The organism is Nitrosopumilus piranensis (assembly GCF_000875775.1).
GTDB classification, from domain to species: domain Archaea; phylum Thermoproteota; class Nitrososphaeria; order Nitrososphaerales; family Nitrosopumilaceae; genus Nitrosopumilus; species Nitrosopumilus piranensis.
Map to the genome: position 1 here is coordinate 1,327,070 of NZ_CP010868.1, position 21,879 is coordinate 1,348,948.

The following is a 21,879-nucleotide window of genomic DNA, read 5'->3' on the forward strand; positions in this document are numbered from 1 at the left end:
ACCAAAGATATGTTTCGACAATTAGATGAAAATATCTAATTTTGTAAACATCTCGTATGACAGGTTAAATTGCATTAGAGTTTTTTTCTTTATGTGTAAATTTTACAATTGATTTTGTTTTTACATCTTTTAGAAAACGCTCAATCATATCAAGTCCCTTTACAATTCTTGGTGCATTTTGATGAACAAATTCAAGTCTGGCAGATGCCGTAGATGGTTTTTTGGCAATCCAATTTTTCATTGCATTGTTTCCATCATAATCTACAAAAGCAATTCTAGCACTAAAATCAGTTCTTTCTAAAACAAGACTGTCCCCACCAACTAATGCAGTATGATAAGGGTGATCCAACAACGCAATAGAAAATTCTTGTGAGGTCTTGATGTTGTTTGCAGCAAAATCATCAGCATAATAATTAAAATTTGCAAGCAAATAGAAAGTTGCCTCAGGTTTTGTAGTGACTACGCCTTCAATTTCATTTAATCGATTGTACGTATACTCACCCATGATTTTATGCAGTTCACGAGTGACTTTGAAATAGTCATCCATCTCAACGCTATTTTCAAATCCTGCAATGGCAGCATGTTGGATAGGAGTAGAAGTTGCAGTATATTCAGTGGCAAGGATTTTTTTGAATTGCTCTCTGAAATTAACCACATGTTGAGGAAACAATACATAGCCAATCCTATATCCGCCTGCAGCGTGGGATTTGGATAATCCGTTCGTAACAAATGTGCCTTCTGGATAAATTTGCAACATGCTTACAAATTGACTAAAATCATAAGTAGTCATGGCATAAATCTCATCAGAAATTACAGTAATTTTTTGTTGTCGACACACATCAGCTATTTCTTCTAACTCTAGTTGTGAGTAAAATAATCCTGTAGGATTATTTGGATTGTTTAAGATCAAAATTTTTTGCCTATCATGCAATCTTAGTGCAAGATGTTTCAGTTTGTTTGGAGATATTTTTCCGTCTTTATTTACAGGTAACATGTGATAATTTTTTCTAAGAAATCTGATTTGTGGCAGATATCCCAACCAAGCAGGAGTAGGAAGAATTACGGTTCCATGTAAAAGTTCCAATAAATTAAAAATTAGTTCTTTAGTTCCAGGCCCGACAATAATTCGCTTAGGATCAACGTTAATGTGAAAATAATGTTTGTTGTATTTGGAAATTGCATTTTTTAATTCTGTAATTCCAGAGACAGGAGCATAAGTTCCTTTATCCGCATTTTTTACTAGTGCATCAACTACAGGTTTTGGAACAGGAAAAGGAGCTTGACCAAATGCAAATCCATAGTTTCCAAAATTACATTCAGGGTGAGAACAGTCTACACTAAACTCTTGCAAAAATGTGTTTAATTTGAGATTTTCAGGCATCTCAATATCTTCAACTTGTTGATCTATTACAAATCGATTAGAGTTAGGCGACGACATTTATTTCACTAATTAATATTAAAAGGAATAATTAAACTAGATGATATTGATTTTATCATAGCAATGCCAATCCAATTATGATAATTATGTTGCTAACATAATTAATGCAACATACTGAACTTTACCATTGTCTAACATAGTTGTAGATAGCTTAATATCTTCAACTTTACGAGATTGAATGCACTCGTTGATCATCTCATCTAATTCCGATACGCTTTCAGATTGAACAATTTCTACTTTCATAAACTACCACCAATGTTTTGGATGACAATCGCAAATACATCCAGAGGTACATTTCATCCTGGTACAATCCTCGCAAAGATTACTTACCATATGATACAGACTTTTCTTTTCAGCATAAGCAGTTGACCCCCTGTACGACTTTTTGTAAGATAGTGTGCCTCCAGCACTATCAGAATTTCCTTCTAATTTGAGATCACGGTATTTCCACGCATGTTTCATGAGTAATTATTGTAAATCAAGTTAATCAATTAGTTTGAAATTATCTAAAACCAGATCAGAGTAAACCAGTTGATAATATTCAGAACAAAGTCATTTCTAAATCTGCTTAATAATATTCTTGACAATTATCAATTGATAAAAAATGAATATCTACGATACAAAATCAGTTTACTGTAAAGACTGTGGAAAACCAATTGGTGAAATTGAATACGATGCCAATGTTATCCTACCAGAATGCGGACAGTGTGCGGATCCTATTCCCGAAGGAGACAAGATACTATACACTGTAAGTGCATTAAGTCAATCAAAGAAGATGATTGCAGCATGATTGAAATGATAGATTTAGGAATTTACCTAATAAGATGGTGCAAGGATACCATACAGTTCAGATTATATAAAAATTCCAATGCATTAACACACAATAGTGTATGAGGCAATCTTAGTTCCTCATACACACAAGAGCAAGGTTAGTTTTCATTTAATTTTTTGAAATGAAGGTTTTTCTTTCCGTATGATATTATCAACTAGGTTTTACCTACAAACCTTGTAACGGCAAATCTCAGATTTAATTCAGGGATTTAAACATAATGAATGACTTAGTTTACCTAGAATATGATTTAACAAAAAACATATCAAAAACAAAGTAACAAAAGTAATTAGATAGAACAAATCGACGTAAACAGTGACTAAAGAATTTCCTGAGGCTGAAGTCTTTGAGACAAAGAAAATTGAATTAAAAAGTCCCGTAATCTTTGCAGGGTTTGTAGGAGCAGGACTTGTTGGACCTGTTGCAATTAATCATATTATTGAAAAATTAAAGATGGAAGAAATTGGAGTAATGAGATCAAAATATCTTCCACCTTCAACAGTATTTATGCGAGGGAGGCTACGCCATCCGTTTAGGTTCTATTCAAACAAAGAAGGAACGGTCTGTGCCATAATTTGTGAAATAACACTACGTATGGAAGGATTGTATTCATTAGTATCATCAATTTTAGATTGGGCAGCTGAAAAAGGATCAAAGGAGATTGTAATTTTAGATGGAGTTGCAGGTGTAGAACATGATGATAAAGCATATTGTGCTGCCGAAGAGGATTTGGTAAGAACAATGGCAGATAAAGACATCAGTATGATTCCGCAAGGATTCATCACAGGTATTCCAGGAGGAATTCTAAATGAATGTCTAGTAAGAGAGATTCAAGGAATCACGCTTTTGGCCAAAGCAAATAAAATCGCTCCAGACTCAGAGGCTGCAGCCACATTAATTGAGGCACTAAACAGATTCTATGACATGAATATTGATACAAAAGACCTACAAGAAGAAAAAGATAGGATTCATTCAGAGTTTAGTGAATTATCACAAAAATACGTAGAACACAGAGAAGAAACATCTGGAATGTATATGTGATCGAAATAATAGGCAAATTCTTTTATTCATATCAAAAGGGCAACAAACTATGGTTCTAACCTACAAGAAAGCAGGAGTAGACATTTCTAAAATTAAACAGAGTCAACAAGCAATTGGAAAATTGATTTCATCAACTCACAAATTACAGAAAAAAGCAAAGATAACACACGGGTTTGGACATTATGCTGGGATTGTAGAGATTCCAGGAGGAGAACTTTTAGCTACACATACAGACGGAGTTGGAACCAAAGTTGTAATTGCAAACATGATGAAAAAATACAACACAATAGGAATAGACTGTGTTGCAATGAATGTTAATGATATAATCTGTATTGGTGCAACACCAATATCATTTGTAGACTATATTGCTGCAAACAAAAATGATGTGATAATTTTTAAAAAAATTGTAGAAGGATTAGTTGTAGGGGCAAAAAAATCTGCCATGCCAATAGTAGGAGGAGAAACTGCAATAATGCCAGATGTAATCGAAGGAAAAGGATTTGCATTTGATTTGGCAGGAATGGTTGTAGGACTAGTAGAAAAAAAACAAATGGTTCTTGGAAACAAAATAAAAGCAGGAGACGTAATTATTGGCGCAAGCAGTACTGGGATTCATTCAAACGGGTATTCACTTGCAAGAAAAGCATTACTAAAAAAATATTCAATTAAAGACAAAGTAAAAGGGGTTGGAACTATAGGAGATGCGTTGCTAAAGCCAACAGAAATTTACACAAAACCAGTTTTAGAAATGGTACAAAAATGCAAAATTAATGGTCTTGCCCACATTACAGGAGGAGCATTTACCAAGTTATTACGCCTCAAAAAGATAGGTTTTGAGATAGACAATCTACCAAAAACCCCACCAATTATGAAACTAGTAGAAGAACAAGGGGTAAAACCAGAGGAAATGTACAAGACGTTTAACATGGGAGTAGGATTCTGCGTGATTGCACCAAAAGATCAATCAACAAGAATAAAGTCAATATTCAAAAAACACAAGATCTCAAGTCAAGAGATTGGACAAATTGTTTCCAAAAAAGGAGTTTTTGTGAACTCTAAAAAAATTGCTTAATTTTACTACAGCAAAATAATTTTCAACTTGGTATCGCCTTATATTACAGATTTTTCCAGAATTATTAGATAAAAATGGCTGCAGAGGCACACTTCATTGAAACAATTATCGGAGTAGGTATACTTCTGTTTGCAGCTAAATTAATGGCAGAGCTCTTCTTGAGATTAAAACTTCCAATTGTATTAGGAGAGTTGTTAGCAGGAATGATTGTAGGTCCGTTTGCATTAGGATCATTTTTTGTTCTTGATGGAAAACAACTGCTTCAGATTAGTGATGAAATCAAAATACTTGGAGAGATGGGCGCAATTGTAATTTTGTTTATGGCAGGGCTTGAGATGACACCAAAAGAATTTCTCAAAGGGGGTAAGGCGTCATTTACAGTAGGAACTTTAGGGGTAGTAGTACCGTTTTTCGCAGGTCTAGTAGTATTCCAAATGTTTGGATTTGATGCATTACAATCAATGCTAATTGCCACAGCGCTAACTGCTACAAGTATCGCAATCTCTATTCAAGTACTCAGTGAGTTTGGAAAGCTAAAAGCTCCAGAAGCTAGACTAATCATCGGTGCAGCAGTTGTAGATGATATTTTAGCAATTGCAGTATTATCAGTTGTCACATCAATTGCAGGAAGCGATGGGGGAGTAGACAATATTGACCTCATGGAAGTAACTATCACAATCTTACAAGTATTAGGATTCTTTGCAATTATGCTCATAGTAGCAGTAGTTGTAATTCCTAAAATCATTACACCAAGACTGTGGAAAGCAAAAGGTAGTGTTGAGGGAATTGCAACAGCGTCGTTCTTTGGTGCGGCTGCGCTTGCAGGCTCTATCGGACTATCACCGATTGTAGGAGCATTTGCAGTAGGTATGGCATTATCAACTACCAAAGTATTTGAAAAGGTGGAAAATTATATTGGAAAGATTGGATTAATTTTTGCGCCATTATTCTTTGCAATAATTGGAGCTCAAGTAGATCTTCGTGCAGTCGATTTGAATATTTTGATGATTAGTGGAGTAATCATTGCAGTTGCAATTGTTACAAAACTGTTGGGTTGTGGACTTCCAGCAATGTTTTTCTTGAAAAACAAGGCTCAAGGAATGAGGGTTGGAATTGGGATGATTTCAAGAGGAGAAGTAGGATTGATTGTTGCAGGAGTAGGAGTGACAGCAGGAGTCTTAACATCAGAAGTATACTCTACAATCGTAATTATGGTAGCAGTAACTACAATCATCACACCAATCTGGTTGAAGATAGAGTACAGAAAAGAACAGAAAAGTGGAAACAGCGGATCAGAGCAAAACATAGAACAAAAACACGAATAATTTCTAACAAAGTCTTAAATTCAGCAAAAATTTTTGAAAAGCAGCAATGCTAGATGATCCAAGCAGTCAATCATTCAGAGAAAACATGATTGCAGAAATAAAACGAATTCAAAATGAATTAAACGAGATAAAAGCAATGAGAACTGAAATATCTGCGAAGAGAAAACCAGCTAAAAAGACTGTGAAGAGAAAACCAGCTAAAAAGACTGTGAAGAGAAAACCAGCTAAAAAGACTGTGAAGAGAAAACCAGCTAAAAAGACTGTGAAGAGAAAACCAGCTAAAAAGACTGTGAAGAGAAAACCAGCTAAAAAGACTGTGAAGAGAAAACCAGCTAAAAAGACTGTGAAATCAAAAAGAAAAACTAGGCGACGGTAGGCTCAAAATTAGCCAAATTATTTAACGAATTTATGTCCAATTTAGTGTGAGTACCTATGAGTAAGTTAGATTCAATATTTTCAAAGGCATGTAGTGAAATTACTCAAAATTTGCTAACAATTAATGAACCTAACAAAAAGCAGGTTAAAGAAGAAATTAAGAAAATTTGTGCCAAATATTCGTTAGAAAGAATTCCAAGAAATCATGAAATACTTTCCATGGCAAGTGAATCAGAATTTGACAAACTTAAAAAAGTATTACTAAAAAAACCTGCAAAAACAGCATCAGGGGTTGCCGTAGTAGCACTAATGCCAAAGCCATTTGCATGTCCACATGGAAGATGTACATATTGTCCAGGAGGTATTGAATTTAATTCGCCAAATAGTTATACAGGAAAGGAACCATCCACATTAAATGCAATTGAAAATGAGTATGATCCAAAATTACAAATAACAACAAAGATTGACAAGTTGATTGCATTTGGACATGATCCATCGAAAATGGAAATTGTAATTGTTGGAGGAACATTTCTATTTATGCCAAAAGATTATCAAGAAAATTTTATCAAATCATGTTATGATGCACTAAATGGTACAGACTCAAAAAATTTGCAAGAAGCAAAATCCAGCAATGAGCATGCATCAATTAGAAATGTAGGATTTACAATTGAGACAAAGCCAGACTATTGTAAGAAGGAACATGTTGATTGGATGTTAGATTATGGAATAACAAGAATAGAAATTGGTGTTCAATCATTACAAGAAAGAGTTTACGATATTGTTAACAGAGGACACAATTATAATGACGTGATAGAATCATTTCAAATTTCAAAGGATGCAGGATACAAAATTGTTGCACATATGATGCCAGGTTTACCATCAATGACACCAAAAGAAGACATTACAGATTTTAAGAAATTATTTTCAGATTCACAATTACGTCCAGATATGCTAAAAATTTACCCATCATTGGTTATTGAAAACACTCCAATGTACAAAGAATACAAAGATGGAAAGTACACACCGTATTCTGATGAAGACATGATCAATGTATTGACAGAGGTCAAGAAAGATATTCCAAAATGGGTAAGAATTATGCGTGTTCAAAGAGAGATTTCTCCAAATGAGATCATTGCAGGTCCTAAATCAGGCAATCTAAGGCAGATTGTACATCAAAACCTAGCAAAACAAGGCACAAAGTGCAAGTGTATTAGATGTAGGGAGGCAGGACTAAACAAAAAATCAGAGCCAAAAGACATCAAATTAAACAGAATTAATTATGATTCATCAGGAGGCAAAGAAGTATTTTTGTCATATGAAGACAATAACGAATCAATCTATGGGTTTTTGAGATTGAGAAAGCCAAGTAATGATGCACACAGAGATGAAGTAGGGACAAATTCTTGCATCGTCAGAGAACTTCATGTTTATGGAAAGTCAGTAAAGATTGGACAAAAGGAAGAAAGTGAGATACAACACTCAGGTCTAGGGAAAAATTTGATGAAAGAGGCAGAAAGAATTTCAAAAGAAGAGTTGGACGCAAAAAAGTTATTGGTAATTAGTGCAGTTGGTACCAGAGAGTACTATCAAAAGTTAGGGTATTCGTTATATGGGCCATACATGTCCAAAATATTAAACAAGGGATAAGATATGTCAGAACAAGAAATTATCGGAAAGGGTACTTGGATTGACAAATTAGCTTCCGAATTACTTGAAAGGGAAAAATCACTTGGAAGAAATTTAGAACTTCTTAAAGTAGAAAGTGGTCTAGGAGCATCAGGAATTCCGCATATTGGAAGTTTGGGCGATGCAGTAAGAGCTTATGGAGTAAAGCTAGCTTTAGAGAATTTAGGTTACAAATCAGAATTAATTGCATATTCAGATGATCTTGACGGATTGCGAAAAATCCCAGAAGGAATGCAAGAGTTTGGTTTGGAAGAACATCTAGCAAAACCAGTATCACTCATTCCAGATCCATATGGATGCCATGATTCATACGGCATGCACATGAGCAGTATTCTTTTAGATGGACTAGACAAAGTTGGAATTAAATACAAATTTAGAAGAGCAATTGACACATACAAACAAGGATTACTAAAAAACAACATCCACACCATTTTACAAAACAGCACAAAGATCGGAGAAAAAATTTCAGAGTTAGTAGGACAAGAGAAATATCAAAAGTACCTGCCATATTTTCCAGTATGTGCAAGCTGTAATCGACTCTACACAGCAGAAGCAACAGAGTATATAGCAGATGAAAAGAAAGTCAAGTATCATTGTCATGATGCTGAAATAGGCTCAAAAATGATCAAAGGATGTGGGCATGAAGGAGAAGCAGACATTGCAAAAGATCTTGGAAAACTTGCCTGGAAGGTAGAATTTGCAGCAAGATGGTCAGCATTTGATATTAGATTTGAGGCGTATGGAAAAGACATCATGGATTCTGTTAAAGTAAATGATTGGGTAGCAGATGAGATTTTAGATTTCCCACACCCACATCACGTAAAATATGAAATGTTCTTAGACAAAGGCGGAAAAAAGATTTCAAAATCATTAGGAAATGTGTTGACTGCACAAAGATGGTTAAAGTTTGGCAGTTCAAAATCAATTCTATTGTTACTTTACAAAAGAATCACAGGGGCTAGAGAGTTGGGATTAGAAGACATACCATCTCTGATGAATGAATACAATGAATTAGAAGACATCAATTTTGGAAGAATTAAGATAGATAATCAAGCAAAACTTGTAAAGTCAAAAGGACTCTACGAATATGTTAATCTATTAAATCCCCCAAAACAGCCAAGTACACATGTTAACTATAGACTATTAATTGAATTAGCAAAAATTTTCAAAGAAAATAGAAATGAAAGGGTGATGAAAAAGTTAATTGACTATGGGGTAATAAAAAACCCAGAACCAGAAATTGAAAAACTCATTGAACTTGCAGGAAATTACTCTGATGAGTTTGATGAACAAGAAAAAATGCAAATTGAACTAGATGGCACTGCAAAAAAAGCATTAAAAATTTTAGCAGAAACTCTTGGAGCAGAGGATGAACCAGAAGACATTCAAAATACAATTTACCAAATTGCAAAATCAAATGATGTACAACCAAAAGATTTCTTTAAAATATTATATCAGATAATTCTTGGAACCTCCAGAGGACCAAAAATTGGTCCATTTATCTCAGATATTGGAAGAAAACAAGTAGCAGAGAAACTTTTAGAGTACACGTAAAATTGGTCCATTCTGAGCATAACAGATCAAAAAACAGTGGGGGATTTGCCCTAATTATTTTGGGGGCATTATTACTAATTATTGGCCCACAAGAAGCAATTGTTCCAAAAAGTATGAGCATAGCAACATGGATTGTAGGACTAATAATTGGAGGATTAGGATTTTACCTTAAATTTTTGAGAGGCAGAACAAAACAACAATAAAGAAAGATTCATCTTTTAGAGAAAGACGGTGAAAAATGATATGGGGTTGTTTGGTAAAAAGGAAGAAACAGTATCAGAAAACAGTGATGAATATGTACTAAAAGAAGAACTAGAAACAGAAGTAGAAAATCTCCAAAATGAATTTAGAGCAAAACAAGATGAATTAAAGAGTATTCAGCAAAAAATTGAATCAGTAAAAGGAGAATATGAAACAGCAGTAAGTAGTTTGATGTCCGTCAAAAAAGAGCTAAATCAAAAAAGAATGGAGCTTGACATATCTATTCGTGAGTATAAAGAAACTAAAGAAAAAACAAAAAATTCTGAACAAATCAAAGATTCAAAATCAATTACAGAGTTTAATAAAACAGAAGATGACTTGTCAAAGATGAAACAAGAGTTAGAAGAAATGACTAAAGAATATGATGAAATTAAAGAAAAAATTACATCAGAACAATTAGCACTTGCTCAGATTAGAAAGCAACAGATAGATGCAGAAAAAGAACTTGATGAAGCAAATTCACGATTGTATAATGCAAAAGAGGAATTGGACAAAAAAGATCAATTTCAAGACACCAGTATTCTCACACCCAAGGAGAAAGAGTTCATTCAAGGAAATAACAAAAGTTCTGCAGGCGTAATTGAGGCTGCTAGTGCCGTTGTAGGATCACTGAAATCAAAACTCAACATGACACAAAAAGAATTAGAAGCAATACAGTCACTGTTAGAAAAAGAGAGAGAAGAGCACGAAGAAACTAAAAAAGAATTAAAAAAACTCAAATCCGAAAATCAGAAATTATAGACTTTCAAAATGCTTTTTCCATTTCAACTTGATTTCCTCTTCACTGATTCCCAAATCATACAATGGAGAAATTACCTCTGAGATATCAGTTACATCAACTAATACAATAGAACCAATTGGACTTTTGATTCCACTATCACGATAGTGTTTTAAAATATCATCATAAGGATTGGAATTACTTAAGATTTTGGCTACACCCTTGAACAAAAACCCCTTTCGCAACAAGGGATCAATGACGTTAATTTCCACATTAGGATTTGTTTTCAAATTAGTCATTGTGTCAGGAGAACGAATGTCTGCAAATGCTAATTGAGTTTTAGACCATCCAATTATAGTTCCTTTAGGCGAAATATTTGGAGTGCCATCAGAAGAAACAGTTGCGATATAACCTAACTTTTGAAGATCCAAAAATTTTTTGATTTGAGGAGTGATTTCAGACAATATTTTTAGGAATTCTTACAGTGTAATTAATTTTTGAGTTATCGCATGAATTCAGCAGCTTCTATAGAAAAGAAGAAGAACCCTATTCCGCCCCCAATAATTCCAATCCAAATAGCAATTTGTTTTATTCTAGACATATGATAGGAATCATTCAAACTCATTATTGAATCTAATTAGTCATTCAGACAATTATAATTAGAATGACTACAATCAAGCATTATTGGCCAGCATAAAGGATGTAGGGAGATTTTTTATTTTCATAGTTGGAGGATTAGTAGCAATTATTGTAGGCTCATTTATGATTAGAGGAACTATGCACATGTGGGATAACCCAGACAATGCAGATGATGAAAAAAAGGACTAAAAAACAAGTATACTAAACAAGTTACAATTGCTTCAAGACTCATCAATAAGAAAATCACTTGACTTATACATTAAAAATAGAATTTTAGATGTAGACTCTGAAATCAAACAAACATTTCCAAATGTCAAAAAGATTTGGAAGTGTGAAAATGAATTAGATTTTCTATATGGATATTATGTTGGAAAAATAGAAGAAGGGGCATTGCGTTATTTGCTAAAAGCAACTAGGGCATCAGCAGGAGGATACGTGGATTCATTTGAGATACGAGGAATCATAGAATCATACAAAAATCAATTATACAACACAATAAAGACTGCAATAAATCAGTGAACTAGAAATACTACATCACACATCTAAAAACATGGTAGGCCCACAAGATGGCGGTTTTGGATTTGACCAATCAAAAAAATATACCAAGGTAGACAATATTGATGAGGTTTGTGTACAATGTCAAGCAGGCCAACACAAAAACTGTTTGAAAAAAGCAAAAAAACAAGATGATTGTGAATGCGAGCATTGTATAATTTACGGTTAAATTAATCAAAAATCAAGAAATTTTTTAATAATATTATGTTTAAGGATTAATCTTGTCAAATGAATACACCTTCTATTGTAAGTTTTGTGGAAAAGACTTTGGCAGTAGTGTTATTGACCTTGCAGCACATATCGGCAAGGAACATGATGAACCCAAAAAAAATAATTTCTAAGATGGGAAAATGAAATGTAGTAATGATGGAATCGGATGCTATCATGATAACTCAATCCACATGGACGGAAATAGTAAATGTCTAGTCAGAGGATGCAAATGTCAAAAGTACAAACCTTAGATACCAGATAACTTGTTTTCAAGTTCTGTGATTTCTTTTTGGTATGATTCGGAAATATTGTTTGCAAATTCTTTGTGTTCTGCAATTATTCTAGTCAATGCATCTTTGTATTCGGGGTGACCATTTTTTAACACATCACATGATTCCAAAGAAGTTACATGGCCAGTAACAGTAGCTATTGCATCTTTTTGATTAAATTTTACAATCCCACCAAATGCCTCAATTAGCATGTATGCAGAATCTGCTTTACATTTGTAAGTCACACGTCCAGTATCAGTATTGAATAGTTGTGTTATTCCACCAGGTTTTCGTGTAACAGTGACTGTCATGGATGAATTGTAAAATATGAAGTATTAATTATTTTAGAAAAAAATTAGGCGGTAGAAGAAGGTGGATCACCAGAATCAGAAGCTAAGAATTTATCAACTTCATTAATTCCGAGTTTGTCCCTACCAAGAAGATCAAACTTTTGCAAGATTGTTTCAAATTTTGTTTCTTCTTGAACTTGTTCGTTTACAAACCATTCTAGAAATGCATATGTGCAATGATCTTTTTCTTTATGTGCAAGTTCAACAATTTTATGAATTGCTTTTGTTACAGATTGTTCATTTTTGAGAGCAGTTTTGATTGTTTCTTCAAGGGATCTGTATGAACTTTTTGGTGCTTTGACTGCAGGTATTGTTGCAATTGCCCCAACATCATTTAAGTAATGAATTATTTTTAGCATGTGTGTTTTTTCTTCGTCTGATTGAGCATAGAAGAATGTTGCACCGCCTTGGTATCCTGTAACTTCACACCAAGAAGCCATTGCAAGATAACTGTTAGATGCTGCAGATTCTAGAGCAATCTGATCATTTAGTGCTTTTTTCATTTTAGTAGAGATTCTCATTGTTATCATAAGGAGGTCATTTCTTTTTAAATTTAAAGGATTATGAATAAAACTTCATAATTAAGAATATCATTGCAAATCCACTAAGAAAAATTATTCCTGCAAAACTCAAAATCCTCAATATCCCAGATGGTTGAGATTCTTTATTCAAGAATTTACCAGTAACTAGTCGGAAATTAAATACTGCAATTATAGGTGCAATAATAAATGAAAGAACTGTTGCAAAATCAACTAATTCCTTTAGATTATTCCCAAACTGAAATATTACAACAAGTGAACCTGTAGCGATTACGAGTAAGAACACTACATACAAGGTTCGAAATTTTGTGTGTATTTTTTCCTCTTTTTTGGTAAAAATCAACTCTATTGTTCTTTGTAAGGAACGAGAATATCCATCAAACACTGCAATTATGGTTCCAAACATAACAGTGAATGCAGATGCAGTAATTATCAGGTAGCTCCAATCCCCAATTGTTTTAGTGTACAATGAAACAATCTCATTTGCAAATAGAGCATTGTTGTTTGGTAATTCATGACCAGAACCATAAAAGATGAAGGCACCTAATGTGACAAACATTATTGCAAGAATTCCCGTGATAAGATATGCCAATCGGAATTCAAACAAAGTTTCTTTGAGTTTTGGTTTGTAGTTTGTTTGTTTCATTCGTTCCAGCGTCCACAAACTATTCCAACTAGAAAGATCAACTGCAGTTGGCATCCACCCCATTAGTGCAAGCAAGAAAAAGATTCCAGACACACCCCAAAGATCTTTTGGTTCAAATCCTGCAACAGGTTCTATAGGGCCATTATAAAGAGAAAGTAGAAATGCTGAAACCGTAGATACAAGCAAAACTATTGCAATAATCTTAATCAAACTATCAAGAACATGATATTTTCCAATTCCAAGTATGCCAACACAGACAGCAAACAAAATGATTATCGTCCATTCTCCAAGAAAATCAAGTCCAAAAAGATTCTCAAAGAATCCTGCAGTAACAAATCCTACAGCTCCTGTAACAAAGAACATGGAAGCAATTGTAATGAAAAAGTACAACCACAATGCAGGTTTTCCAAGTTTTTTGTATCCATCAATTATACTAGTTTGAGTAGAATTTGCATAACGAGAACCATATTCAAAGAAAGGATATTTTAACAAAGTAACTACAACCACAAACCCTAAAATCAGCAAGCCATAATCTGCGCCTGCTCTAGTAGATTGAACAAGATGAGACACACCTATTGCAGTACAGGCAAATAAGATTCCAGGTCCAGCTGTTTTAGAAAAATGAGAAAGTTTTGAATCCATTATTCTAGACAGGGTTGATATTCCAAGAGCCATCAACCCAAACTCCAATAACTTTAGCGCCAGTGTTCCAAGATGAAATCACATCCACACCTTTTTTGATTTGAGATATGTGCTCTTCATCAGATACAGGATTTCCAGCGCAGTCATAGTGACCTGACACTACAATTAGTTCGGATTTGTGTGCATTAATTGAAATTCCAACTTTTGTCTTAATTGATTCAAGATCAGAATTGTCTGCAACTTTTTTGTCAACACCAGGTTCTGTAATGGCATCAACATAATTAACAGAATAATTTTCTTTAATCCATTGTGCTAGTGGTAGTTGAATTCTTCCATCCATACAGGAAACAGATGTTGCAAATTTTCCTTCTGCCATGCTTTATCAGAAATAGAGGAGAATAAAAATTATTTTCCATACAAAAAGCATCCAGTAGTGTGATCATTTACCATGCCTATTGCCTGCATTAAGGCATAGCATATTGTTGGGCCCACAAAACTAAATCCACGTTTTTTTAGATCTTTACTTAATTTTTCAGATATTTCAGTAGATGTGGGGAGATCAGATAATTTTTTGAATTTATTTTTAATTGGTTTGTAACCTACAAAGCCCCAAAGATATCTATCAAAAGACTCAAACTCTTCTTGGACTTTAAGGAATTGTTTTGCATTATTTATTGCAGAATTGATTTTGAGTTTATTTCGAATTATGAATTCATCTCGTAGTAGTTTTGATACATGTTTTTGAGAGTATTTTGAAACTTTGAGCGCATCAAAATTAGAAAATGCCTTTTTGTAGCCTTCCCTGCGCTTTAGTATAGTTACCCATGAAAGACCAGCCTGGGCACCCTCCAAGATTAAAAATTCAAACAATTTTTGATCATTATGTTGAGGTCTTCCCCATTCTTTATCATGATAGGTAATGTTTGGTTCTTGAGTTGCCCACTCACATCTATTCATGATTATTTAAAATTCTAACAAAATATTAGTTATCAAATTTTAAAAAAATCATGAAATTAAATCAGCAGTTACTGAGAATTAACAGAAGTTTTCTAATTTGCTTTGTAATTTCAGCATCACTTTCTGCAGTATTTGCACAAATGTTATCTGACTATGACAATTATCTTAACACAACATTTACAATAATTTTTGGTTATGTTGTTTACTTTGGAATATTTTCAGGATTATTTTACTGGGACAACAAAGATCGCTACAAATCAATGGGAAAGGAGTTAATCAGAAAAGAGTTACTTGCTTTAGTTTCTTCTTTTGGGGTTGGAGAGATTATTTATCTTGGGATAAGATGGCCAACTTTGTATTATTTTCTAGAAATAGGAATTGAACCATTTTTGGCATCATTGATTTCAGAAGTAATTGCCACAGGATGTTATATGGCATCAGTTACAATATTTCTTAGAAAGACAAAAACTTTCTAGTTATTTTGCTAGTTGATTTACTAGATCAGTAGAAGTGATGATTCCAGTAATGGTGCCGTTATCAGATACTGCTAGTTTTCTTATTTTTTTAGTGGCCATCATTTTTGCAGCTGCAGAAATTGACTCATCTGGATTAATTGTAATTAATGGAGAAGACATTATTTTCTCAACAGGAGTGTCTAAGGAAAGACTGTTTGCAGCAATTTTTGTAGCATAGTCTCTGTCAGTAACAATTCCAACAAGATTGTCGGCATCTTTTACAATGATTGCACCTATTCCACCTTGCTCCATCATCTTTGCCACTTGCAGTGCAGTAGTATTAGTATTGACAGTAATCAAAGCACGTCTCATTATATCCTGAACCTTGATTGATGAAAAATTGAAATCTTCCTGAGTCACTATTGACATATGATGTCATAATATTTAAGATATTCATATCACAGAAAACAGATTTTTTATTTAAAATTCAGATTATTATTCGTCGTCTTCATCCTCATCTTCACCCTCATCTTTGATAGAATCAATTTCAAATTCAATTACTTCTTCTATCTGTGCAATAGTTAATCCCGTAACAGAAGCAATTTCTGCAATAATATTTTGCTCATTAGTCCATTCAATTTCAAACTCTCGTTCACCATCATTTTTTTCAATTTTAATTTTAGCAATTCCATCTTCTACTTCCACTTCAATTTCTAATTCATTTTCATGTTTATCATCAAGATTTTCGGCAGATTTTCCAAGGAATTTCATTCTAGATTCAGATGCCAAATCTTTTGCATCCTCTGCTAAATCTTCAGCTTTGGAAAAAGCATCAGCAGCAAAATGGTCTTTTGCAAATATTAAAAGTTCTTTTGCTTCATCTAATTTTTCTAGTGAAATAAAAACATCCTTTCCATCCCTTTGTGCTTCATTGATTTTCTTTTCTGCCCTTGTAATTGCTTGTGATGCTTCTCTAATTTCTTTTGCTGCATCTTTTGCGCCATCTGAACCAGCTAGAATTGTTTTTAGTTCATCACGTTCTTTTTTGTGCTTTTCTCGTAATTCATCACGTTCTCTTTTTTCTTGTTCACGCAGGTGCTTTTTCTCTTCTCTTAGTTGTTCACTTATTTTCTGTTTTAGTTCTCTTAATTTTTCCCTTTTTTCAGTTGAATCAGAAATAGATTCAATATCTGCTATTGCGGCATCTCTTTGAGCAGAATTAACTGGTAGGCCTTTTGATTCTTGTATGAATATCTTCATGTTTTCTCTAAATTCTTTAAAAGTCTCACGATATATTTCTCTAAGTTCTTTGTAAGATTCTCTAATTTCTTCTAAATTAGATCTACACTCCTCTCTAACTGACTTTCTTTCAGAGGGTTCTGCATTTCTCATATTCTCTCTGCATTGTAAAATTACTTCTTTAGTCTCTGCTTTTTGTTGTTTAAATAATTCTCGTGATTCATGAACAAAATTTGAAACTTGTTGTCCTAAATTGCTCGCTATACTATCAATGTCTGTATCTTGTGTGTCTGTATCCTCACTAGTAATAGAGATAGATTCTTCTAATTCAATTGTAATATTTTCAAATTCATCATCAATGGTTTGAGCAAATGAAAATGGGCTGGAAAGTAATCCTAAAACAGATATTGAAACAACAAAAACATTGAGAGTGAATCTCACATCAAAAAATTGTGTTGATGATATATAGCAATTGCGAACAATTTCATAGTTTAATATTCTAATTGCAATAAAAAATTCTAGTTTCTAATCTCTTTATTCAAAGGTTTAGATTCTTTTTTGGCCATATTCTTCATCATTTTATATACCAAATCCTCAATTTGTTCATTAGAATCTATCAATCTACGCCTCAAGTCTGCATTTTCTCTAATTTTGAACATTACAACAATAAATGAAAAGACTGACGTGATACTGCCAATAATTGTAACAATCAGTATCAAGTCAAGTGAATCGCCTACTTTGTCTTCTAAAATCAAATCTTTACCACTAATTGCAGCTTGATTAGTAGGGTCAAGTTCAAGGGCTTCATCAAAATATTCCAATGCATCATCAATTCTACCCAATTCGACTAAAACTGATGCATCTCCAATCAACGCTTTTGTATTATCAGGATCAAGCTGTAATACCCGCTCATAAATTTTGTGAGACTTGATGTTTTTTTCTTCTAGAAAATGTATCTCAGCTAAACCTAGCAATGCAGTAATGTTTTCTGGATCCTTTTCAAGTGCAATGTTAAAGGCGTTTCTAGAAGGATCATATCGTTCTAATTCTAAGAACACATTACCAATTCCATTTAAGGCATTAACATTGTCAAGATCAATTTCAAGAATTTTTTCATAGAATCTCATAGCAGGACCATATTGATTTGTAGCTAATAACGCATCAGCTTTTCCTTGCAGTCCTGCTAAATTATTGGGATCTCTTTCCAATACAAGATTAAAAAATAATATAGAATCATCATGTTGCTCTAACTTTAGTAAAACATTACCACTTCCTACGAGAGCATCTGCATTTCTCCTATCTTTTTTTAAGATAAATTCATAATAATCCAAAGCATCATCATACCTATCAAGAAAGTAATACGAATTTCCTATTCCGTTAATAGAGTCAAAATTATTTGGATCAATACTTGCAGCTCGTTCAAAATTTTGCAAGGAGCTAACATATTTTCCTTGAAGTAATAAAATTGAGCCTTTCATATTTAGCGCATCAACATTTTCTGGTTCTATTTCCAGTATTTTATCTAATTCTAAAATAGATTCATCATATTTTTTTTCTTGGTAAAAATTTTTAGCGTTTTCCATAAATCGTGTATCCATGTCATTGAATCCAAAAGCTGGCGGCAATACCAAAAACGGTAAAATAATTCCAGGTAAAATAATCACGAGAAAGTTCATTTCTAATTATTTGTGTGTCATCAGGCTCTGCTGTCCGGATACAAGAGCATCACTCTGACATGCCATGCCTGGGTCACACATACAAAATGACTTTGATTTTGATTAATAAGGAAAAAGATAGTTGATTTCAACCAAAACAAAGTCAACTCGCTCGTAGTTAATTAATTTGGAAGCTTGAATGGTGTTCCGAGGTGAAAGATATGCAAACTCAAAAAATCGACACATGGAATAAAATAGTTAAGGCCCCATTCAAGAAGGTCGTAAAATTCGATCTTATTTGTATGAGCATTGGTGTTGTAATGGGTATGGGTATTGGTGCCTTTATTGCAACCAACCTATAACTTTTCTAGTGCACCTCATTTTGACAGACAATTTGTCTGTCATTTTTTATTTTAATCCAATCATAAAATATAACAAAATACAATAATTCTAACCAAAGGAGTTTCGAACAATGAATTAATTTATCTCTGAAAGTCAAAAGTAGACAAAACTCAGTTTTTATTTAAAATTTAATTTTTATAATTATGAAAGGTTGTCATCTAGAGGTAAAATTACAGAGAAGGTGGTAGGATCGTTTTTTACTGTAATCTTTCCACCGTGTTGTTCAACAATTGTCTTGCAACTAACAAGACTCAACCCAAGTCCTTCTTGTTTTGTTGTTAACAATGGTTCAAACAGTTTAGATAATACATCATCAGGCATATCAGGGCCAGAATTAATAAAATCAATGTTTAGATAACTCTTTTCTTTAGTCATTTTGATAGTAATTGTTCCCTCCCCATTAACTGCTTGAATTGCGTTTTTAATTAAATTAACAAAAACGATTTCTATTTTATGAGGGTCACATACAAGCTCATAATCTTCAGTGGGTTTGTTAACAATCACTTTATCAGGAATTATCACAGATTTTAATGATTTTGTGATAATTTTAGAGAGCAAAATTTTCTCTTTTTTCATAGTTTTTCCAACAAGAACAAGCAAATTGTCAATATGATCTTTTAGTTTGTCAGAAGCAATAGATACGCGTTCAAAATCTTCTTTGTCTTTATCACTCAATATGTTTTGATTTCTTTTTTTTATCAGATATACAAGTGTAGAAATTACATCTAAAGGATTTTTTAGTTCATTAATCAGTCGTGATGAAAATTCACTCACAGCATACATTTTAGCATTTTTTATTATGCGGTTTTCTGCTTTTTCCAATTCAGTTTTCATTGTTTGGATATCAGATGCTAACCCAATAATTTCATCAGGTCCGTTAAGTGTGATCTTAGTCTCTAGATTTCCTTTAGCAATATCTTTGGTTGCTTTACGCAAAGCAATGATTGGGGATGATATGTTTCGTGAAAACAGAATGGATAAAATCAATGAAATTATCGCAACAACAAAAACATTTCCAGCTGAAATTAATTGGACATATGTAAGATTTTGAAATATCTCAGATTTGTCAATTTTTACTACTAATCCCCAATCTGTTTTTTCAATATATTTTGAGGAGGATAAGACTTCAACACCCCTATAATCAACAGTGTCTATGAAATTAGATTCTTGTTTTGATAGTGCACGAATTATTGGAACATTTGATTGTTCAGAAGATATAACTTTGTTTAGCTGTGCATTAGAATCAAATCGTAGTGGAGTCAAAAACAAAGCATCACCATCTGCATTGCGTTGAGCCAAAAATGATTCTCCAGTAAGACCTAATCCAGTATGATCACTAGTAATATCCAAGATGGAATCAGGAATAGCAACTATCACAAGAGTTGCAAGAATTTTTTCATCAAGAATTAGAGGTGCAGACATTACAAGTTTTGGATTTATTCCATCATGTACAAAGTTAAGAAAATTGTCTTGATCAGATGAAATTATATCATCTGGAATAAAATTATGTGATGCATAATTCATGGTTGAGAACTTTTCATTGCCGTTTAAATCATAAATTATAATCTCTTCATAATCTACAATTGAGGCTACAGCGTCATTTAGAATGTGGCGGATTTTATCCCCATCAATTTCATTAGGGTTCTGGTTATATGCATCAAGACTCAAACGTAACTGTGTTCTACTAGTAACACTTTGCAGTCTTTCAAGATTTCGGTCTATAGAATCATTAACTCGTTCTTTTTGGATGGTTGCAATAGCATTAAGATGATCTAATGTATCTTCAATAATATGAAATTGTGAAGCATGGTAGTTCAAGGTGCCTGCTATTATAATCATTGGAATTGAGCTGATCATTATCACAATCAAAAATTTGTTTCTAAGATTCATACAAAAAACTTGAAAGAATACCTTAAAAACATATAAAATATTAGATCAGGTTAGCACTAGAAAAAAATCATTGGACACTATTAATAGAAAAAAATATTTTCAAGCAATATGCACACTAGAGGCCAAACTAATTTCAATACAAAACCATGTTCAATTTTAGTGACAGGAATGTGCGACGGTTGTTGCAATGTGTGTTGCAGAAGATGTCTAGAGGTCATCTACTACAGAAGAAGCGGAGAATCGGATTATAGATGACTACAAGTTTGTGGTAAACTTTCCAAATGTAGTCAGGAAAGGTTCCGGACATACATGATAGACGGACCCGATCGGACTGTTCTTCATTAATCAGTTCCAGTTTTTATTTTGAAACAGTAGTGAATATCCTGATGTGTAGATATTGACCAAAGGCATACAGGATGTATGACCATATCCAGAAAATATTGATTATGTGGGTTGGGCCATATGTGGCATCTAGTGACGTGACAAGATAAAGAGTGTCAACACCAATATCCAAAATGGTGGCAAGAAGGATCATAATCCAAAGCAAACTCACTTTGCCACCAAAAAATAGGAATACTGTAATTATTGAAGGTACAAAAATTATTCCACCTAAAACTGGATAGACCACATAAAAAAACATGGTCAGTACATCTATTTCTGCCTCACCAGATAATGATATGTAAATACTGGGGGCAACAAATGTCAGAGACATTAGCGATGCAAACACAATCATGGTTTTTGTTATGATCTTTTGTCTTGGTTTTAGATAGAATACCAAAAACGCAAAAAAGAAGGGATAACCCAAGATGTAAAAAATATCACTTGCTAGTGTGGAGAAATCATCTATATCATATTCATAATCATAACTATATGACAACTCTCCAATAAACCAACTTACAATTGCAATTGTGAAAAACAACCATGCCTTACCATGATATCCCTTAAGCCCATACTTCAAGTTGAGAATTATGCCAAGAATTATCACGATGCTCGGAGCGATAATAAACGCAATGTCTGTAGGATACCAATCCTCTGCCAGTGGATAATTTTCTTGCTCAAATACATCCGCAGCAACATAAATTACAACTACAGCTGCAAGGGACAAAAACAGAAACTGTTTCCAATGATGTGT

28 protein-coding genes are annotated in these 21,879 nt (G+C 33.4%); 14 read left to right on the plus strand and 14 right to left on the minus strand.

What is annotated here, in order from left to right:
* Positions 1–64: 64 nt before the first annotated feature.
* The 3 genes from NPIRD3C_RS08035 to NPIRD3C_RS08040 all read right to left on the minus strand — a co-directional run bounded on the left by NPIRD3C_RS08035 (position 65) and on the right by NPIRD3C_RS08040 (position 1,900).
* Positions 65–1,438 (minus strand): pyridoxal phosphate-dependent aminotransferase, encoded by a 1,374-nt coding sequence (locus NPIRD3C_RS08035; RefSeq protein ID WP_148703655.1) that lies wholly within the window; start codon positions 1,436–1,438, stop codon positions 65–67.
* An 84-nt stretch (positions 1,439–1,522) separates the two neighbouring features.
* On the minus strand, positions 1,523–1,681 hold the full coding sequence (locus tag NPIRD3C_RS10490; RefSeq protein ID WP_160272900.1) for a hypothetical protein: 159 nt from the start codon (positions 1,679–1,681) through the stop codon (positions 1,523–1,525).
* Between the two features lie 3 nt (positions 1,682–1,684).
* Positions 1,685–1,900: a hypothetical protein gene (locus NPIRD3C_RS08040; RefSeq protein ID WP_148703656.1), complete on the minus strand. Its 216-nt coding sequence runs from the start codon at positions 1,898–1,900 to the stop codon at positions 1,685–1,687.
* 142 nt (positions 1,901–2,042) lie between these two features.
* On the opposite strand from NPIRD3C_RS08040, the gene NPIRD3C_RS08045 reads away from it, so the two are divergent.
* The 9 genes from NPIRD3C_RS08045 to NPIRD3C_RS08085 all read left to right on the plus strand — a co-directional run bounded on the left by NPIRD3C_RS08045 (position 2,043) and on the right by NPIRD3C_RS08085 (position 10,322).
* Positions 2,043–2,228, plus strand: coding sequence for a hypothetical protein (locus NPIRD3C_RS08045; RefSeq protein ID WP_148703657.1), 186 nt, complete (start codon positions 2,043–2,045; stop codon positions 2,226–2,228).
* A 354-nt stretch (positions 2,229–2,582) separates the two neighbouring features.
* On the plus strand, positions 2,583–3,308 hold the full coding sequence (locus tag NPIRD3C_RS08050) for a proteasome assembly chaperone family protein (protein ID WP_148703658.1): 726 nt from the start codon (positions 2,583–2,585) through the stop codon (positions 3,306–3,308).
* Positions 3,309–3,357: 49 nt separating this feature from the next.
* A complete protein-coding gene (gene purM / locus NPIRD3C_RS08055; protein WP_148703659.1) occupies positions 3,358–4,380 on the plus strand; it encodes a phosphoribosylformylglycinamidine cyclo-ligase in 1,023 nt (340 codons plus the stop codon).
* A 74-nt stretch (positions 4,381–4,454) separates the two neighbouring features.
* On the plus strand, positions 4,455–5,705 hold the full coding sequence (locus tag NPIRD3C_RS08060; protein WP_148703660.1) for a cation:proton antiporter: 1,251 nt from the start codon (positions 4,455–4,457) through the stop codon (positions 5,703–5,705).
* 46 nt (positions 5,706–5,751) lie between these two features.
* A complete protein-coding gene (locus NPIRD3C_RS08065; RefSeq protein WP_160272902.1) occupies positions 5,752–6,081 on the plus strand; it encodes a hypothetical protein in 330 nt (109 codons plus the stop codon).
* Between the two features lie 56 nt (positions 6,082–6,137).
* On the plus strand, positions 6,138–7,727 hold the full coding sequence (locus tag NPIRD3C_RS08070) for an elongator complex protein 3 (RefSeq protein ID WP_148703662.1): 1,590 nt from the start codon (positions 6,138–6,140) through the stop codon (positions 7,725–7,727).
* Between the two features lie 3 nt (positions 7,728–7,730).
* Positions 7,731–9,320, plus strand: a complete 1,590-nt coding sequence (gene lysS / locus NPIRD3C_RS08075) for a lysine--tRNA ligase (RefSeq protein WP_148703663.1) — start codon at positions 7,731–7,733, stop codon at positions 9,318–9,320.
* 2 nt (positions 9,321–9,322) lie between these two features.
* Positions 9,323–9,523: a hypothetical protein gene (locus NPIRD3C_RS08080; protein WP_148703664.1), complete on the plus strand. Its 201-nt coding sequence runs from the start codon at positions 9,323–9,325 to the stop codon at positions 9,521–9,523.
* A 28-nt stretch (positions 9,524–9,551) separates the two neighbouring features.
* The gene (locus tag NPIRD3C_RS08085; RefSeq protein WP_237087642.1) at positions 9,552–10,322 is read left to right on the plus strand and encodes a coiled-coil domain-containing protein; all 771 of its coding nucleotides are present in this window, start codon (positions 9,552–9,554) and stop codon (positions 10,320–10,322) included.
* Here the strand turns inward: NPIRD3C_RS08085 and NPIRD3C_RS08090 are convergent.
* Positions 10,317–10,763, minus strand: a complete 447-nt coding sequence (locus NPIRD3C_RS08090; RefSeq protein ID WP_148703665.1) for a pyridoxamine 5'-phosphate oxidase family protein — start codon at positions 10,761–10,763, stop codon at positions 10,317–10,319. The two genes, NPIRD3C_RS08085 and NPIRD3C_RS08090, sit on opposite strands and share 6 nt — an antisense overlap.
* 220 nt (positions 10,764–10,983) lie before the next feature.
* Between NPIRD3C_RS08090 and NPIRD3C_RS10705 the strand changes: the two genes are divergently transcribed.
* Genes NPIRD3C_RS10705 through NPIRD3C_RS10710 form a run of 3 tightly spaced genes read left to right on the plus strand, consistent with a single transcriptional unit; the run spans position 10,984 to position 11,662 of the window.
* Positions 10,984–11,127 (plus strand): hypothetical protein, encoded by a 144-nt coding sequence (locus NPIRD3C_RS10705; RefSeq protein WP_182126816.1) that lies wholly within the window; start codon positions 10,984–10,986, stop codon positions 11,125–11,127.
* A gap of 27 nt (positions 11,128–11,154) precedes the next feature.
* The gene (locus tag NPIRD3C_RS08095; RefSeq protein WP_148703666.1) at positions 11,155–11,457 is read left to right on the plus strand and encodes a hypothetical protein; all 303 of its coding nucleotides are present in this window, start codon (positions 11,155–11,157) and stop codon (positions 11,455–11,457) included.
* Positions 11,458–11,488: 31 nt separating this feature from the next.
* On the plus strand, positions 11,489–11,662 hold the full coding sequence (locus NPIRD3C_RS10710; RefSeq protein ID WP_182126818.1) for a hypothetical protein: 174 nt from the start codon (positions 11,489–11,491) through the stop codon (positions 11,660–11,662).
* A gap of 288 nt (positions 11,663–11,950) precedes the next feature.
* On the opposite strand, the gene NPIRD3C_RS08100 is transcribed toward NPIRD3C_RS10710, so the two are convergent.
* From NPIRD3C_RS08100 to NPIRD3C_RS08120, 5 genes are read right to left on the minus strand one after another with little or no spacing between them, the layout of a single operon-like run.
* The gene (locus NPIRD3C_RS08100) at positions 11,951–12,283 is read right to left on the minus strand and encodes a hypothetical protein (protein WP_148703667.1); all 333 of its coding nucleotides are present in this window, start codon (positions 12,281–12,283) and stop codon (positions 11,951–11,953) included.
* Between the two features lie 44 nt (positions 12,284–12,327).
* A complete protein-coding gene (locus NPIRD3C_RS08105) occupies positions 12,328–12,843 on the minus strand; it encodes a ferritin-like domain-containing protein (protein ID WP_148704176.1) in 516 nt (171 codons plus the stop codon).
* Between the two features lie 40 nt (positions 12,844–12,883).
* Entirely contained in the window at positions 12,884–14,182 is a 1,299-nt protein-coding gene (locus NPIRD3C_RS08110) for an NRAMP family divalent metal transporter (RefSeq protein ID WP_237087644.1), read from the minus strand.
* Complete coding sequence (locus NPIRD3C_RS08115; RefSeq protein ID WP_148703668.1) at positions 14,154–14,525, minus strand: carbonic anhydrase; 372 nt, start codon at positions 14,523–14,525, stop codon at positions 14,154–14,156. The genes NPIRD3C_RS08110 and NPIRD3C_RS08115 overlap by 29 nt, the downstream gene beginning before the upstream one ends.
* Before the next feature lie 29 nt (positions 14,526–14,554).
* On the minus strand, positions 14,555–15,106 hold the full coding sequence (locus NPIRD3C_RS08120) for a DNA-3-methyladenine glycosylase I (protein ID WP_148703669.1): 552 nt from the start codon (positions 15,104–15,106) through the stop codon (positions 14,555–14,557).
* Between the two features lie 50 nt (positions 15,107–15,156).
* Between NPIRD3C_RS08120 and NPIRD3C_RS08125 the strand changes: the two genes are divergently transcribed.
* Positions 15,157–15,582: a hypothetical protein gene (locus tag NPIRD3C_RS08125; protein WP_148703670.1), complete on the plus strand. Its 426-nt coding sequence runs from the start codon at positions 15,157–15,159 to the stop codon at positions 15,580–15,582.
* Here NPIRD3C_RS08125 and NPIRD3C_RS08130 read toward each other — a convergent pair whose 3' ends face one another.
* The 3 genes from NPIRD3C_RS08130 to NPIRD3C_RS08140 all read right to left on the minus strand — a co-directional run bounded on the left by NPIRD3C_RS08130 (position 15,583) and on the right by NPIRD3C_RS08140 (position 18,464).
* Positions 15,583–15,990, minus strand: coding sequence for a CBS domain-containing protein (locus NPIRD3C_RS08130; RefSeq protein WP_237087645.1), 408 nt, complete (start codon positions 15,988–15,990; stop codon positions 15,583–15,585).
* Positions 15,991–16,056: 66 nt separating this feature from the next.
* The gene (locus tag NPIRD3C_RS08135; protein ID WP_237087646.1) at positions 16,057–17,241 is read right to left on the minus strand and encodes a hypothetical protein; all 1,185 of its coding nucleotides are present in this window, start codon (positions 17,239–17,241) and stop codon (positions 16,057–16,059) included.
* Between the two features lie 77 nt (positions 17,242–17,318).
* Complete coding sequence (locus tag NPIRD3C_RS08140) at positions 17,319–18,464, minus strand: tetratricopeptide repeat protein (protein WP_237087647.1); 1,146 nt, start codon at positions 18,462–18,464, stop codon at positions 17,319–17,321.
* Positions 18,465–18,676: 212 nt separating this feature from the next.
* Here NPIRD3C_RS08140 and NPIRD3C_RS10715 point away from each other — a divergent pair, with 212 nt between their 5' ends.
* Positions 18,677–18,817, plus strand: coding sequence for a hypothetical protein (locus NPIRD3C_RS10715; protein ID WP_182126820.1), 141 nt, complete (start codon positions 18,677–18,679; stop codon positions 18,815–18,817).
* 181 nt (positions 18,818–18,998) lie between these two features.
* Here NPIRD3C_RS10715 and NPIRD3C_RS08145 read toward each other — a convergent pair whose 3' ends face one another.
* Together NPIRD3C_RS08145 and NPIRD3C_RS08150 are read right to left on the minus strand one after the other, a co-directional pair.
* On the minus strand, positions 18,999–20,675 hold the full coding sequence (locus tag NPIRD3C_RS08145) for a sensor histidine kinase (protein WP_160272904.1): 1,677 nt from the start codon (positions 20,673–20,675) through the stop codon (positions 18,999–19,001).
* A 430-nt stretch (positions 20,676–21,105) separates the two neighbouring features.
* Positions 21,106–21,852, minus strand: coding sequence for a hypothetical protein (locus NPIRD3C_RS08150; RefSeq protein ID WP_148703673.1), 747 nt, complete (start codon positions 21,850–21,852; stop codon positions 21,106–21,108).
* Positions 21,853–21,879 lie beyond the last annotated feature (27 nt).

What these genes read in the sequence shown, in the direction of transcription:
- NPIRD3C_RS08105 (WP_148704176.1), bottom strand. Translation starts at nt 12,843, where the DNA reads ATGAGAATCTCTACTAAAATGAAAAAAGCACTAAATGATCAGATTGCT.
- NPIRD3C_RS08035 (WP_148703655.1), bottom strand. Translation starts at nt 1,438, where the DNA reads ATGTCGTCGCCTAACTCTAATCGATTTGTAATAGATCAACAAGTTGAA.
- NPIRD3C_RS08100 (WP_148703667.1), bottom strand. Translation starts at nt 12,283, where the DNA reads ATGACAGTCACTGTTACACGAAAACCTGGTGGAATAACACAACTATTC.
- NPIRD3C_RS08040 (WP_148703656.1), bottom strand. Translation starts at nt 1,900, where the DNA reads ATGAAACATGCGTGGAAATACCGTGATCTCAAATTAGAAGGAAATTCT.
- NPIRD3C_RS10715 (WP_182126820.1), top strand. Translation starts at nt 18,677, where the DNA reads ATGCAAACTCAAAAAATCGACACATGGAATAAAATAGTTAAGGCCCCA.
- NPIRD3C_RS08115 (WP_148703668.1), bottom strand. Translation starts at nt 14,525, where the DNA reads ATGGCAGAAGGAAAATTTGCAACATCTGTTTCCTGTATGGATGGAAGA.
- NPIRD3C_RS08125 (WP_148703670.1), top strand. Translation starts at nt 15,157, where the DNA reads ATGAAATTAAATCAGCAGTTACTGAGAATTAACAGAAGTTTTCTAATT.
- NPIRD3C_RS10490 (WP_160272900.1), bottom strand. Translation starts at nt 1,681, where the DNA reads ATGAAAGTAGAAATTGTTCAATCTGAAAGCGTATCGGAATTAGATGAG.
- purM (WP_148703659.1), top strand. Translation starts at nt 3,358, where the DNA reads ATGGTTCTAACCTACAAGAAAGCAGGAGTAGACATTTCTAAAATTAAA.
- NPIRD3C_RS08110 (WP_237087644.1), bottom strand. Translation starts at nt 14,182, where the DNA reads ATGGCTCTTGGAATATCAACCCTGTCTAGAATAATGGATTCAAAACTT.
- NPIRD3C_RS08065 (WP_160272902.1), top strand. Translation starts at nt 5,752, where the DNA reads ATGCTAGATGATCCAAGCAGTCAATCATTCAGAGAAAACATGATTGCA.
- NPIRD3C_RS08120 (WP_148703669.1), bottom strand. Translation starts at nt 15,106, where the DNA reads ATGAATAGATGTGAGTGGGCAACTCAAGAACCAAACATTACCTATCAT.
- NPIRD3C_RS08045 (WP_148703657.1), top strand. Translation starts at nt 2,043, where the DNA reads ATGAATATCTACGATACAAAATCAGTTTACTGTAAAGACTGTGGAAAA.
- NPIRD3C_RS10710 (WP_182126818.1), top strand. Translation starts at nt 11,489, where the DNA reads ATGGTAGGCCCACAAGATGGCGGTTTTGGATTTGACCAATCAAAAAAA.
- NPIRD3C_RS08060 (WP_148703660.1), top strand. Translation starts at nt 4,455, where the DNA reads ATGGCTGCAGAGGCACACTTCATTGAAACAATTATCGGAGTAGGTATA.
- NPIRD3C_RS08070 (WP_148703662.1), top strand. Translation starts at nt 6,138, where the DNA reads ATGAGTAAGTTAGATTCAATATTTTCAAAGGCATGTAGTGAAATTACT.
- NPIRD3C_RS08130 (WP_237087645.1), bottom strand. Translation starts at nt 15,990, where the DNA reads ATGTCAATAGTGACTCAGGAAGATTTCAATTTTTCATCAATCAAGGTT.
- lysS (WP_148703663.1), top strand. Translation starts at nt 7,731, where the DNA reads ATGTCAGAACAAGAAATTATCGGAAAGGGTACTTGGATTGACAAATTA.